We start from the raw sequence: 15,594 nt of genomic DNA, 5'->3' as shown, positions 1-15,594 counted from the left end.
CAGTTGTTTGTTGGCTATAGGGACAAGCCATCTAGTCAAGTAAAGTAAAGAAAAATTAATGTCTGTTGTCAAAAGTGTTTGATTATTTGTTGTAACTATACTTTCCATAATTGTCATTTTTCATAATTTTCATCTATAAATTTGTTTTGTTGTAATGCAAGTATCTTAAGCAATACATGGATTATTTCAAGATGACATTTCAGGATGATATTGCATTTTTTTCTATAACATGGACAATCTCTACATGACTTCTTTAGTTGAAAAATCAGCTCATGCTGACACGATACTGGATGAAGAAAAAAATACGGTAAATAGCTATCAGCCCGATCCCCTGAATTCGGCTACTGGTGTTTACGTTACAGTACATGGGCATTTTTATCAGCCACCACGGGAGAACCCTTATTTAGATGCTATTGAACGTCAAAGTAGTGCTGCACCATTCCATAACTGGAACGAGCGAATACATTATGAATGTTATCGCCCCAATGCCTTTGCGAGAGTCTTAAATGATAAAGGTGAATTGGCAGGGATCATTAATAACTATGAGTATTTGAGTTTTAATATTGGACCCACATTAATGTCATGGTTGGAGTCCCATGACCTAGAAGTTTATCAACGAATTTTAGACGCTGATCACAAATCTAGAGAGCGCCTAAATGGTCACGGGAACGCCATTGCGCAGGTATACAATCACATGATTATGCCTTTGGCTAACGAAAGGGATAAATATACACAAATTCGTTGGGGAAAAGCAGATTTTCGTTCGCGATTTGGTCGGGATCCTGAAGGAATGTGGTTGGCGGAAACGGCTGTAGACTACCCAACTCTTGAAGCATTAATTGCCGAAGGAATTCGGTTTATTGTTCTTGCTCCCTCCCAAGCAGAACGCTGTCGTCTTCTGCCGACAGTTGAAGATCCCAACCCGGAATGGTGTGAAGTCGGGGGAGGTCAAATCGATCCCACCCGACCTTATCGGTGTTACCTAAAAGGAAATAGGGAAATTTCAGTAAGTCAGGGTTTAGAAGAGATTGAGAATCAGAATATTGATTGCCAAGAGATTCAGAACCAACCTTACATCGATATCTTTTTCTATGACGGCCCTATATCACGCGATATGGGCTTTAGTGATGTGGTGTATAATTCCAGCCATTTTGCTGGACGTATTGGGGCTGCCATCCGAGGGGACCATCGTCCCGCACAGTTAATTTCCGTTGCAACTGATGGAGAAACTTTCGGACACCATAAGGGTGGTACTGAAAAAACTTTGGCTTATGCTTTCAGTGAAGAGTTTCAACGAAGAGGTTGGACTCTAACTAACTTTGGTCACTATTTAAGTTTAAATCCCCCAGCTTGGGAAGTTGAGTTAAAACCCATTACTGCTTGGAGTTGTTCCCACGGAGTAGATAGATGGCAAGATGACTGTGGTTGTGGAGGTGCGCCGGGATGGCACCTAAAATGGCGACGTCCGTTACGAAATGCTCTTAATTGGCTGCGGGATCGGTTAGTTGAAGTTTATGAAGAGCACGGTAGAGAGTTTTTTAAGGATCCTTGGGAAGCGCGAGACAACTATATTGAAGTTATTCGCGATCGCTCCAACGCCAATGTACATCGTTTTTTGAGCAGTCACCAAAATCACGAATTAAATGCATCGGAAGAAGTGGACGCTTTGCGCTTATTAGAAATGCAACGTCATGCTTTGTTGATGTTTACCAGTTGTGGTTGGTTTTTTGAAGAAATATCACGTCCAGAGGGAACTCAAATTCTCCGTTATGCAGCCCGTGCTTTAGAATTGGCAGGAGATGTGGCGGGAGTACAATTAGAAAAAGAGTTCCTTCAGCGTCTGGAGGAAGCACCGAGCAATATTGATTACTTTAAAACTGGTGCTGGAGTTTACCGTCAGTTAGTAGTTAGCTCCCAAATTAGCCTTCCAAAAGTCGCCGCTCACCATGCAATTGCTTCCCTATTTAATGGATATACTTCGGCTGAAAGAAAGCAATCGAAAACTCACCCTCAAATTGCATCTCAAACCCATTCTCAATACAAACAGGTTTACTGTTACAGTGCCCATGAGTTAGATTACCAACTCCAACGTATGGGAACTTTAACTTTAGCTGTCGGACACTTAAAGTTAGTGTCAGATATTACTTGGGAAAGTGAAGATGTCATATTTGCTGTGCTTCATCTAGGTGGTTGGGATTTCCACTGCTGTATTCAACCTTTTACCGGACGACGGATTTATACACAAATTAAGGAAGAATTATTTGGAGTACTGCAAGAAGTAAGTGCAGCCCGAGTGATTTTGACAATGTCTAAGTTGTTTGGGGAAAATTCCTATAACCTGCAAAATATGTTTGCAGAAGAGCGCCATCGAATTATGCGGTTACTTACCCAGGAAACTCTGACGAGGCTCGACCAACTTTATACCCAAGCCTATCGAGAAAATTACGGTGTATTACTAGCATTTCATCAGGATGGACAAACTGCACCCCAGGAATTGCAAGTTGCAGCAGAAGTTGCCTTGGGATATCGTTGTAAAACAACTATTAAAGCTTTAGAGCAGGATATTACCGAACCACAGCTAAGTTGGAACCATTTATTGGAACTAGAAGCGATCGCAGCCGAAGCCAAACATTTGCGCTGTCATTTGAAAGTACCAGAAAGTAAGCAAACAATTGAACAATTAATTACACGACTGCTTTGGCAATTATTACATCAAAGTAACGGTAGTTTCCACACATGTATTGAACGTTTGGAGCAATTAATTGATGTTGCACACAAATTAGATATTGGTATTTCGTTAGATCGCTCCCAAGAATTGTACTTGAACAGTTTGTACACTCAAATTGTTCCACAATTACAAATCCTTATCCACAACTCTGAGGAGATGAGTAAATACCGGAAAATATTGAAGCTGGGTCAAAAATTACAAGTTGATGTTAGTTCTTGGTTAAGATATTAGTTATTGCTAGGAAATATTTTTTGTAAAGTTTCCTGAACTAACTATTTAGTATTTTGCTCAGCTATTTGAATGGAGAAATATAGTATTAAGTATACGGGTTAAGCTGTTATAAGCAATCATTTCTTAAAATAGAATAGAAAACTGATAACTGATAACAAAAAACATCCCTATTCAAAAATTTAATGCTATAAACCTCTCCGTTCTATCTATTAAACTTATTGATACCAGAAAACATTCATAGCAATGTTAAATCATTCACAAAAATGAATATTATAGGGATGTGACAGAGGCTGTGTTATCTGCTTTAGCGTCTATTGCGTCTCTACGGGATTTATCCGTTCACAAATTAAATATGATTGTTATAGATGAATAAATTATATTTTGTTCGAAGGAGAAACGAAGAATTAAAAGTAAATATAAAATAAAAAAATAGCCTCTACAATTAATTCCTTTTTTAATACTTATCCCAAAACACTAAGAGTTACATCAACCATATCTAAGAGAACTTCTTTCTCAGGATTAATTTTAGAAATAACTCGTAAACCCTTTAGACTACAGACTAGATGACGTGCTAATGCACGAGGGTCTTTATTAGCTTGAATTTCCCCTTTTTTCTTAGCTCTTACCAAAGCCTCATATAGTAGTTCTTCAACTTTTTGGATCTCTTCTGTCAAATGTGCTGCAATTTCCGGATCGTGGTGACCAATTTCTACGACTGAGTTAGTAATCAAGCAACCTTTGTATTGAGAATCAATGATGGCTTTCTCAACTAGCTCATAAAAAAGATCGATGATTTCTTGTTTTGATGCATCAGGAGTTCTTAATGCAGCAAACATAGAACTGACAAATGTGTCACTATAATGGACTAATGCAGCTTTAAACAAAGAGCGTTTATCTTTGAAAGTATCATAAATACTACCGCGGTTAATCCCCATACTTTGGACCAAGTCTTGAATTGAAGTACCTTCGTAGCCATAGCGCCAGAATGTCTCCATTGCTTGTCCAAGTACTTTTTCTCGTTCGAACTCCTTTTTTCGAGCCATAGCAATTTTATCTTAAGTAGAATTTAATATGACGATCCCGGAATAAACATTCAAATGTTCTTCCAGGAACTAAAAAGTATTTGATTCATGTGACTGTAGAGACGCCATCACATATAACGTCTCTACAGTGCTTTGAATATAACTATAAGTCCATCATAGTCCATTAATTAGATGAACTTTTATTGTGAATTCAAAAATTCCAAATACCTATTGCTTAATTCTTTAACTGCTAAATCGTAAAATTGCTTACCATGTTCTGGTGTCGCAAGGTTGGGATTAGAACCCATCCTCCCATCTGGATAACGATCTCTAAAGTCGGTTGCGCTGTATATTTTTCGCTCTTTATTTACCTCTGCAGATAAATTTCCTTGTTTGATAGAATCTGGATAAACGTATTGGGTTAAGGCAACTTCTGAAGGTGTTGCATGGGAACCTTCTTCCGAACCATATAATTCTTTCGCCAGTTTGTACACATCTGCACACATAAACCAGTTAGCCACTTGACATTGTACCTGTGAAGCATTAGATAGCTGTAAATCTGCTAAGTGAGCGTAAGTTTCCGAGAAAGCCGCTTTCAGAGTCGCGATGTTACCGCCATGTCCGTTGATAAAGTAAAACTTGCAAAAACCAGTTTTTACCAAACAGGTCAAATAATCTTTGACCAGTTGGATCATTGTGCTTGGACGCAGGCTAATGGTACCGGGAAAAGCTGTATGATGCAACGCCATACCCACATTAATTGTCGGTGCAACTATGGCTTGTGTCACTTTCCCAACTGCACTAGCTATTGCTTCTGCACATATGGCGTCAGTACCAATTAAACCTGTTGGACCATGCTGTTCCGTTGAACCTATTGGTACAATTATCCCGCGAGAGCGCTGTAAATATTCCTCGACTTCTTGCCAAGTACTCAAATGTAACAGCATTGATACTATCCGATATTTTCGTAAAACTTTTTTAACCCTACCCTAGTTTTCACTAGAAGAGTTTGACTTCCAGAAATATCTTCGATAGAAATATCTTTTAAAACAAACCAACACCAAGCAATATGTAGGCATTTGTACATCCTACAGGTAATAAATGGTGGTATTAATTATTTTTTGGGAAGTATTTATTGGAGTTATTTTTGAGAATTCCCTAAAAACTAATCAAAACTATAATGCTTTTTTACATCGCTTTTGATTTCCCAGGTACAAGACATCCCAGCAGGAAATGTAACCAAATCACCTTTTCCCATCTGCAATGGTTGTCCATTGTCGGGAGTTACGATGACGTCACCATCTAAAAAATAACAGATCTCTTGAGAATCATATTTCCAAGGAAACTTTGAAGCCTCTTTTGTCCAAATATCCCAACTATATACACCTAATTTCTGAAGCTGTTCTGGGGTTGGTTGATGTTCAATTGTAATTTCTGAGCTTTTAGTTTCCATCGCGTATAGTCGCAAATCAATCTGAATCCAATATTAGCAGTAAGATTCTATATCTTCACCACATTCATCTACCAAATAACATAATGCACGAAAACGCAAGCACACTAGTTCTTCGTACAAAGGGTTTAACTTGCATAAGGGAGGAATATGACCTATTTTGCGACTAAAAATTACAATATCGCGTTCAAAGGGACATTGGGCTGGGATCGACTTTGCTATGAACTTTGCAAACTTACGATTTTTGATATTTAGGCTATCCAAGGATTGACGTAATGGTTGCAAAAGATTAAATCGGAAAGATTTTAATTTTGATACTTTTTTTGCTGGTTTGATATCGTTAGATGCGACAGGTTGAACGTAAGCAGAAAAATTAATTGATCGACTGTTTGTATTCACCATAGTCCTAAGCCTCTTTTATCAAAATAAAAAATCAAGTTGTCTGAAGATGATTGCTTTATTTGTAGTTCTCAAATAATCCAAATTCACTACAAGACTGAAACTAAAAAACCCGCATATAAAATTAGTTACTTCATGTGCGATTCTAAAATCATTGACCTAATTAATATTTAAGCCTAGTACCAATCTTATAACTGTCCTGTTGACTACAAAACAATCAAAAATCAATGATACTTTTCTTTCTTTGATTTACTACTTGCAATACCCACTGTTTCTCTCTTTCCTATGCTAATAACTTGTTTTTAATGCAGTTAAAGCCTATAATCCCCCAACTTTATTGCAAATAATGCTTATTTACACATGCTATATAGGTTTTACCCTTATATCTTTGAAAGGTCAACTACTTTTATATAATTCTTTCAAATTGTAAGCAATTTTACAAAACTTAATTTTTTGATTAGTTGCTAAATAACTTATATGAATTGTTTATATTAAAGTCGTAAATTACGATTACTTAATAGATTAAGTTATGGCATAAATCTAATATTTTTATCTCAAAGCAAAAAATCATAAAATAGGTAAATATCAATTAATCATAAGTACAAATTTTATTAAAAAATATCTATAATTGATAAAATTTTCTCATAAACTAATTTGTGTTTGTGTTTGTAACAGAATTGTCAAATCCTGGGAGCTATTATGAGTATCCTAAGTTCCGTCTACAGCAAGGATTAGCCTCACTAAAAATAGGAAAATATGTCCTACAGAATATATATTAAGATTTTACAGGAAAGATGTGCACCTTACACCTTAAGTGGAGTTTTAACTTTTGATCTGTATCTTACTTACAATCCGTTATATATTTCTCATATATCTCGTCATAAATATTAGGGAATATTAAGTTGCAAGCATTTGTAATGAAAAAATTATCTAACTTCATAAATTCATAGAGAAAATTTATAGTTAAGGCTTAAGAGAGCTTTTAACCCGATAACTTCAAACCTTAAAAATTCGAACCTTAAAAATGCCTTGAGCAAATGACTTTCAAATTAATTTTTTCATTCCACCAAATAACTGTAACCAAACAAGAACAACGATCCAGTGAATAAAAACAATTATCCACAAAGAACCTGTTATCCCATATGCAATGGTTAAAGTCAACCCTAACAAACCAGCCAAAATGAGGAAAATTGGCTGAAAAAATGTTGGATTTCCAACTTTATAAAAGGTTTTAGCATTTAGAGGATGATAAAAGATAAACAATAGAAGTAGCAATGCTGCTAAAAACACCCATTGACTCCAATTGATGATTTCTGTGGGGTGGGGAAGGGGTAAAACTCGAAAGATTAATTCTTCTACAAAAGCTGGGGCAAACAGAATTTGTAATGTAGCTAAGCAGTGTTGAGACAAAGGTGCAGACCATATTTCTCCTTGTAAAAAGCCGGAAGAGAAACCCAAAGGTAGGGCGATCGCGCCATAAATAATTAGCATTAATCCGGCTATTAACCAATCTTGAATTGAGGGGATAGCAATTGCAGCTAAAATACGATGAAGAATTACGGGGATCGGAGAAATATTAGTAAAAGGAATCTTGATCGTTCCCAACAAAGGTGTGGCTGCTAAGGGTTGAATATCTGAGTTTACTCCTCCGACCTGATTTGTTTCCAGGAACCACAGTTTACCACCTTGCTGTAAAAACATCGTAGCAAGTTCATCTTGTGCTTGTCGGGGCATCATGGTTCTCCAAGTTGTTAATGCAGCCCAAATACTGGGATCTCGAAATGGTTTTTTCAGTTGATTTTTACCGTTATCAATTCCGGCTAAATTTCCGATGCTGCTTTCCCAGTCAGCCCGAATTATTCCCAAGGGAAATAGGTCTTTTTCTAGGCTTTGTCCCAAAGTAATTAGTTTATTGAAGCGTTCGGTTTGGGGATCGTCAAGATGATTTGCTAACCAATTTTGAATATCTGGGCTGGAACTAACTTTTTGTTTAATAACTTGGATCGCTGCATATAAAGCTTGGGCTGAATCTTGAACGCAAGAAGTTGCGGGAGTAACGGTTGCACTTCCAGTTCCGTCACCGACTCGATATCGTGCCATCATTATTTGCAATTGCTGCGAAAATTCTTGTAATGGTGAAAGTTTAACGCCATCAAAATTATAATTTTGGGTCACTGGATCGAATTTAATGAGAATATCGACAACTGGGCGGGTTGCCATCCACCCTCTTGTCAGATTGCCCATATAATTTACCCAAGAATGTTTTGCAGAAATAATTCCATCAGGATTATGAGCATAAACTTGCCCGTATGTTACGTCAAATTGTAATTCTTGGGTAATGGGTTCGCGGACTACTTGAGCTACACCAAAGGCAAAATGTCCAGTGATAGTTTTGGGTACGCCTAACTCTTCTGCTTTTTTTCCGCCAATTCCACCAAACAAGTTTAAAACAATTGCTTTATCTCCTACTTGCCATTGAGATATAGCTTGTTTGCTTTCCTTAATATTTGGATCGATCAAAACAGTATTGACTTTACCTTTATCAGTTCGATCTATCTGCCAGTTTTTTTCTTTAATGTAGGTTAATCCAGCTTGTTCGCCTAAAATTACGCGTTTTGGTTGTAATTGAAATAAAGAACGCGGTGCTAAAGCTTGGACGGTAAATATCCCGTTTTTATCTCTGGCTCCATAAATATACCAACCATTTGCACCTGCAGTTGAAGCTTCTATTTGGTAAGCAGTCGAAGGGGGAATATCTCGCGTATCGATAACTTGTTGAGGAATACGAATAGTTTCTTTTTGACCATCAAATTTTCCTGATATTCGATTGTAATGAACTACTGTAAAATATTCGTTTGCACAAAGATGAGTTTGAGTACAGGTTGTATTTATTTCTTGAAGTGTTTCGTTCCTAGCTACAGAATCAAGTTTATTTGCAGGTTGAGAAGTTACTTGGGAACTGAGAATTTTTACCAAACCGTAAAAACGTCCCGTTGCTAAAACAGGTTCGCGATCAATTTTTAGGATAAAACTTGTATTATCCTCCTTTGAGTTTTTCTGATTTAATTTTTCTTGATTTAATTTTTCTTGATTAAAACTATCTACAGACGTTATTAGTTCAGAATTATGAAAACTAACGATAACATCATCATTGGGTCTAAAACCTGCAAGGGATTGTAACGGTCCAACTTGGGAGCGATTGTTTAGACGAGAAGGATGGACTATTCCTTCTTTTTGGCTTGCTTCAGTATTTGCAGTGAATTTAACATCTCGCTTGACAGTTTTGATATAAGACCTAAGTTCGGGAGTATTTTTCCATTCCAAGCGGACTACTTTTCCTAGTAAGTTGTCATTTTTTATTTGTGGCGGTACCTGTTGTATTTCCATCCACACCCAATCTTCACCGGGTTTAATTTCTTGTTTTTGGGGTAGAATTAATCTTCCTACCCAATTATCTATAGGTTGATAAAGGTCAAATGATATATTTTGAGTCTGGTTTTGATTAATAGGATAGAACTGGGGTTGATTAAAAACTTGTTGGAAATGAATGGAATAATTGCTAACTTGTTGTGCTAAAAGTATTTGTGAAGTATTAAATGTAAAATATACAGTTGCAATTAGCAACAGAATAAACTTTATTAATAGCGGTCTAGGTCGCCGGTAAAGTTTGCGGTGGCTTGGCATATCAACAAATATTTACCTATATCTATATCCACGACCTTATATTAATGGGTAATGGGTAATGGGTAACTGGTGATAGGTTATTTATAGGAATAATATTTGATTTTTGAAAAAAACTACGAAATAATACTTATAGATAAATATGTCTAAGATATAACAATGATAAGTCAGTATCTACAATCTGCGATAAGCCCGCAGGGCATAGCCTCCGGCATCGAGGATTTACAAAAATTTATAGCTCTTCGTCCAGATGCGCGTGAGGTAAGGAAGGCATTAGCAGTAAAGCTGGTTTATCAAGGTTATTTGTATGAGGAAATTCAAACCATTTTAGATGTATCTGTTGGTTCAATAACAGGTTGGAAGCAAGCCTACGAGGAACGTGGGATTGATGGACTACGGCTAAATCATAAAGGAAGGAAAAGCTATTTGAGCAGCGAACAAAGAGAAGAGGTATTAAGTTGGTTACAAACAAAGACATGCTGGGAGCTTGGAGAACTGGAGTATAAATTGGCTTTTGAATACGACGTAATTTATGAATCTAAACGAAGCTATTACAATTTGTTTGATGCAGCAGGAATTAGTTGGAAAAAAACCACAAAGCATAATCCAAAATCTGACCCAGAGGCTGTTGCAGTAAAAAAAAACAGATTGAAGCATTGCTGGCAAGCTGCAGACAGGAAATAGAATCAGGGCTTTTGAGGGTATTGCTGATAGACGAGTGTCATCTTTTATGGGGAGATGCCATCGGCTATGTTTGGGCAAGGACTGACCAAGAAATAGCAGTTCCAGTAGTTAATGAACGGGAGAAACAAACATACTATGGCGCTCTTGACTATCTCGACGGTACATTACTCCTTAAAGCATATGATGCTGGTAACTCAGACAATACAATTGATTATTTACGTTACTTGTTATCACAGTCACCCAACCAAAGATTACTCCTAATTTGGGATGGCGCTTCTTATCATCGCTCCCATCTTATCCAAGAATTTTTAGGCGAGATAAACCAGGGCTTACCTGAAGAACAATGGAAGATTCATTGTATTCGTTTTGCTCCTAACTGCCCGGAACAAAATCCAATAGAAGATATCTGGTTACAAGCAAAAACATGGGTTCGGCGCTTTTGTGCTTTAATCCCCTCCTTCTCTCATTTAAAGTGGATGTTTGAGTGGTTTATCCGAAACACTACATTTGATTTTATGTCGCTCCAGATGTACGGAGTTTTTTCAAAAATCAAATACTAGTCCTATATTACGCACCAACGCCGATTATCCACCTACTTCACCTTTCCCCCGAAGCGAACAAAACCATAAGAACCTGTTGGTGTACCGGGTGCGATCGCATTAGGGAGGTCGCCCAAATCTACGACTACTGCACCATTACTATTATTACCTCCACAATCAATATCAGGGTAAACAGTTGTGGGCTCTACTCCTGGAGGAAAATACTGACCTGCATCACCATCTTGGGTATTAGTTAGAGATTCGATAACATCATTATATTGCCAGAGTATTCCTCTTGGGACACCGGGCGAACCGTTGGGAGCTTGGGTTGAAAAACTATTGAAGGCTGCGGGAATAAAGGTAGTATGTTCGGGAACGCGATCGCAAAATAATACTTTTTTGGCTTCATTCTTGCCAGTGGAGAGAAAGTAGATGGTATATTCAATATCATCTCCTGGTTTGACTTTCCCACCATTGATGCCACCAATAAGGAAGCTGCTACTGTCTTTACCGCTAGTATTTGGCCATTTATCCGTATCTTTGTGTGGTTGAGTGGGAGGATTTGCACCTTCTATTACGTTGTCATCGTAGTGATCACTATCATCTTGGTTATAAATACTTAAATTATCTCCGCCATTACTAGTAATATTACTATTAATAGATGTGATTCGTTTTACTAACAACACATTAGGATTATCACCACCGGATACTGGTTTGGGACCAGCTAATTCCTCAGTACGGTTTTGGATTTTTCCTCTTCCTAATTGATCTGTATTACAACTAAAATCAGCAGTATTAGGAATAAATTCCTTTGCTACATCCCCAGTTACTGTTGCAGGTTTATAAAGTAAGATATCTCCGTTTCCTACCCCAACGGTGCTAGAACCCATGAGAATATATTCATCTTTTTTGGCAAATACCCTGAGTAAAGTTCGCCGATAAAAACCAGTACCCCAAGTATTTCTTGTCCAAAGAATACTACCCCTATCGTAAATAACGTGGGAGCATGAGAACCCCTCCGTTTTAGCGAGGGGATGAAATACGACTCACAAGGCTTTAGCCTTGTGTATCGTTAGGATTAGAAAGTCTGAGATTTTTTTTTGGCTTTAGACTCGTAATTTAAACCTCTCTGTTCAAATAGAACAGAGTGCGCACAAGATTTTAAAAAACTAAACTTTCAATAATCGACTTTGATATAAAATTCAATCACCTCAAATAAATATCAGTATTTTATTTTTATAATTTTTTTAATTGTTGGGAATTGCTTCGATTTATGATCGATAAGACATAGTAAACAGAAATTATACTGATTTATAAATGAATTAGTTATGTGATCATTCGCGATGGGATGTTTGCTGTTGTTTACTATTGGGAATTATTTATGTAGTTATAAGGTTTGGATCTGAACTAACTGCAGATTTAAAAGGAGTTTCTCAATGTCCGCAAAGATCGTCAAGCGGTTTCTCAGTATGTTTTTGCCAGTAGCTATGTTCTTGGGTATTGGATTTGTAGGATTTTATGAAAACAAGAAGAACAGCGAACGCCGTGCAATTACTATTATTGAAAATCAGAGCATTCGCATCAGAGCAGCAAATTTAGCAAATCGTTTTAGTGACATTCGGGCTGATTTGATGATGATGACCATGTGGAATGAAGAGCATATCCTACTAAGTTATAAAACTTCACCCCAGAGTAAACAGAGGTTTCAAAAGTTACTTAGCAAAAAATTTCTGGTAATGTCTGAGCAGAAACAGATATATGACCAGATACGCCTTCTTGATACTGCTGGGCAAGAAAGGGTAAGGGTAAATTTCAATGAGGGAAAGCCTAAAATTGTTCAAGATGGTGACTTACAAAATCAATCACAACGTTACTGGTTTCGCAATAGCCTTAACTTACGCAAAGGAGAAATTTTCATTTCACCAATGGATTTAAATGTAGAAAATGGCAAGATTGAACAACCAATTAAACCAATGATTCGCTTTACCACTCCCATTTTTAATTTTGGAAAAATGGAAAGTGTGGTTGTACTCAACTATCTTGCTCAGGATCTTTTGAATCAACTAAAACAAGAAAAAGCCACTACTGCTAGCAAGATTTTCCTGCTTAATTCACAGGGTTATTGGTTGAAGGGTATAAAATCGGAAGATGAGTGGGGGTTCATGTATGAAGAAGGTAAAAATCGTACCTTTGCCAATGCCTTTCCTAACGCATGGGAGCAGATATCAGCCTTGGAAAAAGGTCAGTTTCAGACAGTAAACGGCTTATTTAGCTTTACAACAATTTATCCCCTCAAAGATATCTGGAGTTCAAAATTGGGTACTGAAATTTCCCAGTTATCTGGTTTTGATCAAGAAACTGTAGATGCAAAATCCTACCAATGGAAGTTGGTTTCCTTTGTCCCAACGGCAAGATTGGAAAAGCAAGTGTGGGCTGCACAGCCTATTTTATTGATTATTTATCTTGGACTGACTGGGTTTTTTGGCTTGGGTTTGTGGTTCCTAACAACTTTGTGGATCAAGCGCCAACAAGCAGTAACAGAACTGAAGAAATCTGAAGTACGATTGCGGCAAACAGGAGCTGATTTAGTAGCCTCTTTAGAAACTATTGAGAAAGTAAATACTGATTTGGAGCAACGTGTTAGAGAACGCACTACTGAATTAGAACAGGCAAAAGAACTAGCAGAAGTTGCTAACCGTTCCAAAAGTGAATTTCTCGCCAACATGAATCATGAACTGAGAACTCCCCTCAATGGCATATTGGGTTATGCTCAAATCCTCCAGCGCGACCCCGAAACGGCAAATAAACATCAACAAGGGTTAGCCACTATTCTTAACTGTGCTTCTCATTTGCTGACATTAATTAACGATATTCTCGACTTTTCTAAATTAGAAGTGCAAAAAATGAAACTCCATCCCCAAAATTTACATTTAGGTAATTTCTTAGCCGCTACTGTTGATATTTGTCGGATCAAAGCAGAACAAAAAGGAATTTTCCTTGACTATCAAACCAATGAGCAACTACCCATAGCTGTTCGTGCTGATGATAAACGCCTGCGCCAGGTATTACTTAACTTACTCAGTAATGCTGTTAAATTTACTGATGAAGGAGGTGTAACCTTCCAAGTTAAAGTATTGGGAAATAAGACGAATCCTGGCCAAAGTTATCATATTCGTTTTCTAGTGGAAGATACTGGTATCGGTATTCCTCCTGATAAGCTGGCGAAAATATTTTTACCCTTCGAACAAACAGAAAAACAACAACGTAATGTGGAAGGTACGGGATTGGGACTAGCAATTAGCCAGCAAATTGTGCAAATGATGGGAAGTGAAATTCACGTTGAAAGCGTATTGGGTGAGGGTAGTACTTTTTGGTTTGAAGTGGAGTTATCTCCTACGACAGAATGGACTGCTCAAACTGAATTCTCCAATAGTAAAGTTGTGGGTTATCAAGGCGAACGCCTAACTATTGCGGTAGTGGATGACAATCAGGCGAACCGAGATGTGGTCATCGATACTTTAGAACCTTTAGGTTTCCAAGTAATTGCAGCAGAAAATGGACGACAAGGGCTAGATAAAATCATCCAAATTCAACCAGATTTAGTAATTACAGATGCAATTATGCCAGTGATGGATGGTTTAAAGATGACTCGTCATTTACGACAAATTCCCAATTTTGCCACAACACCAATAATTGCTTCTTCTGCCCACTTGTCACGAGTGGAGCCACAAGAAACTTTGAATGCTGGCTGTACGGATTTCCTACCTAAACCGTTTGAATTTACAGAATTATTAAAAATATTACAAAAACATTTACAACTCCAGTGGATTAAGGATCGCGAGCTAGATACGGAGGAAACATCTCCACAGGTCACTGAGCTAACGAAATTTGTCACACCACCGCCAGAATTGTTAATAGTTCTTTATCAGGCAGCCAGGGATGGTTTTATTGGCGATGTGCAACAAGAAGCTAATCACCTTAAACAAATTGATTCCCAATACATTCCCTTTGCGAACAAATTGCTAGAACTTAGTGAGAGTTTTGACGATGCAGCCATTATTAAATTAGTTAAACCATTAGTTTAAATCAAATCATTTAGTTTAAAAATTTAGATTTTAAAAATTTAGTTCAGATGTCGATGAATATTACTCACCAGGAAAATACAGTTTTAGTAGTTGATGATACTCGTATAAACCTGCAATTACTGTATTCTCTTAGCAAAATTAATTTGGTGGAGTATTAGCAACCCTGTCCGCAAAATTTTTCTTACTTTATTCAAATTAAAATAGTACTTTTGTATTTACTTTGCTAAAATGCCCGGGATACTGTCCGCGAGGTTAAATTATATCAGTATGAAATTACTCCCTGACGGCGATCGACAATCTGAGGCACGCAATATCCTTTTACCAGTACCTTATTTATCTGCTTCTAGTCTATTTAAGAAAAAAAATACCGTAATACTTCCCTTGCAACCACCTCAAGAAGATTTTACAGATGGATGGCAGCATTTATCGATGCAGGTAAAGCGGATTAACCAATTGGCTTATGAGTTAGAAGCGGCGATTTTAGAATTAAAGACGATTGCTGATAATCTGGACGAGCAGAAAGTAGCTCAAGCTAGCAAGCAATTTCCATTGAAAAAAATATCTTGTAAAAAAGTATGTAGCTATATTCCCTTAACTGTACCCTATGTCCAACAGAAATCAGATGGGACATTAATCGTAAAAAAACGCAAGGTCGATTTATTTCGTTCGGAAAGAGAAGCGAAATACTTAGCGCAAAAACTTCGCCATCAAATCAAAAGAAAAAACTTCCACTTCAAACAAGCAAAAGCAAAAAAATATATTAATCTTAGTTAAT

Annotated in this window: 10 protein-coding genes; 4 read left to right on the top strand and 6 right to left on the bottom strand. The window is 37.2% G+C overall.

All coding sequences use genetic code 11. The features are described from left to right. Positions 1-244: 244 nt before the first annotated feature. Complete coding sequence (locus tag BC008_RS41040) at positions 245-2,959, top strand: DUF3536 domain-containing protein (protein WP_027840826.1); 2,715 nt, start codon at positions 245-247, stop codon at positions 2,957-2,959. Positions 2,960-3,420: 461 nt separating this feature from the next. Here BC008_RS41040 and BC008_RS41035 read toward each other — a convergent pair whose 3' ends face one another. The 5 genes from BC008_RS41035 to BC008_RS41015 form a co-directional block, all read right to left on the bottom strand. Next, the gene (locus BC008_RS41035) at positions 3,421-4,002 is read right to left on the bottom strand and encodes a TetR/AcrR family transcriptional regulator (protein ID WP_027840827.1); all 582 of its coding nucleotides are present in this window, start codon (positions 4,000-4,002) and stop codon (positions 3,421-3,423) included. A 179-nt stretch (positions 4,003-4,181) separates the two neighbouring features. Then, on the bottom strand, positions 4,182-4,928 hold the full coding sequence (locus BC008_RS41030) for a creatininase family protein (RefSeq protein ID WP_027840828.1): 747 nt from the start codon (positions 4,926-4,928) through the stop codon (positions 4,182-4,184). 218 nt (positions 4,929-5,146) lie between these two features. Beyond that, positions 5,147-5,434: a cupin domain-containing protein gene (locus tag BC008_RS41025; protein ID WP_036264385.1), complete on the bottom strand. Its 288-nt coding sequence runs from the start codon at positions 5,432-5,434 to the stop codon at positions 5,147-5,149. A 33-nt stretch (positions 5,435-5,467) separates the two neighbouring features. Beyond that, positions 5,468-5,833: a Mo-dependent nitrogenase C-terminal domain-containing protein gene (locus BC008_RS41020; protein ID WP_036264387.1), complete on the bottom strand. Its 366-nt coding sequence runs from the start codon at positions 5,831-5,833 to the stop codon at positions 5,468-5,470. A gap of 1,041 nt (positions 5,834-6,874) precedes the next feature. Continuing rightward, positions 6,875-9,514 carry a CPBP family glutamic-type intramembrane protease gene (locus tag BC008_RS41015; RefSeq protein ID WP_036264389.1) on the bottom strand — a complete coding sequence of 880 codons (2,640 nt, stop codon included), beginning with the start codon at positions 9,512-9,514 and terminating at the stop codon, positions 6,875-6,877. A gap of 156 nt (positions 9,515-9,670) precedes the next feature. Between BC008_RS41015 and BC008_RS49015 the strand changes: the two genes are divergently transcribed. Then, positions 9,671-10,755, top strand: a protein-coding gene (locus BC008_RS49015; protein WP_235596014.1) for an IS630 family transposase whose coding sequence is annotated in 2 segments (ribosomal slippage) — positions 9,671-10,145 and positions 10,145-10,755 — 1,086 coding nt in all. Because the reading frame shifts where the segments join, the coding sequence is not laid out codon by codon here. A gap of 32 nt (positions 10,756-10,787) precedes the next feature. Here BC008_RS49015 and BC008_RS41000 read toward each other — a convergent pair. Further along, positions 10,788-11,624 carry a hypothetical protein gene (locus tag BC008_RS41000; RefSeq protein WP_027840833.1) on the bottom strand — a complete coding sequence of 279 codons (837 nt, stop codon included), beginning with the start codon at positions 11,622-11,624 and terminating at the stop codon, positions 10,788-10,790. A gap of 546 nt (positions 11,625-12,170) precedes the next feature. Between BC008_RS41000 and BC008_RS40995 the strand changes: the two genes are divergently transcribed. Together BC008_RS40995 and BC008_RS40990 are read left to right on the top strand one after the other, a co-directional pair. Beyond that, positions 12,171-14,819, top strand: coding sequence for an ATP-binding protein (locus tag BC008_RS40995; RefSeq protein ID WP_235596013.1), 2,649 nt, complete (start codon positions 12,171-12,173; stop codon positions 14,817-14,819). A gap of 267 nt (positions 14,820-15,086) precedes the next feature. After that, positions 15,087-15,593: a hypothetical protein gene (locus BC008_RS40990; RefSeq protein ID WP_058184638.1), complete on the top strand. Its 507-nt coding sequence runs from the start codon at positions 15,087-15,089 to the stop codon at positions 15,591-15,593. The last annotated feature ends 1 nt before the right edge of the window (position 15,594 follow it).

It is taken from the genome of Mastigocoleus testarum BC008, from assembly GCF_001456025.1.
In the GTDB taxonomy this organism is placed as follows: Bacteria; Cyanobacteriota; Cyanobacteriia; order Cyanobacteriales; family Nostocaceae; genus Mastigocoleus; species Mastigocoleus testarum.
This window is presented reverse-complemented; position numbering and strand designations above follow the sequence as displayed.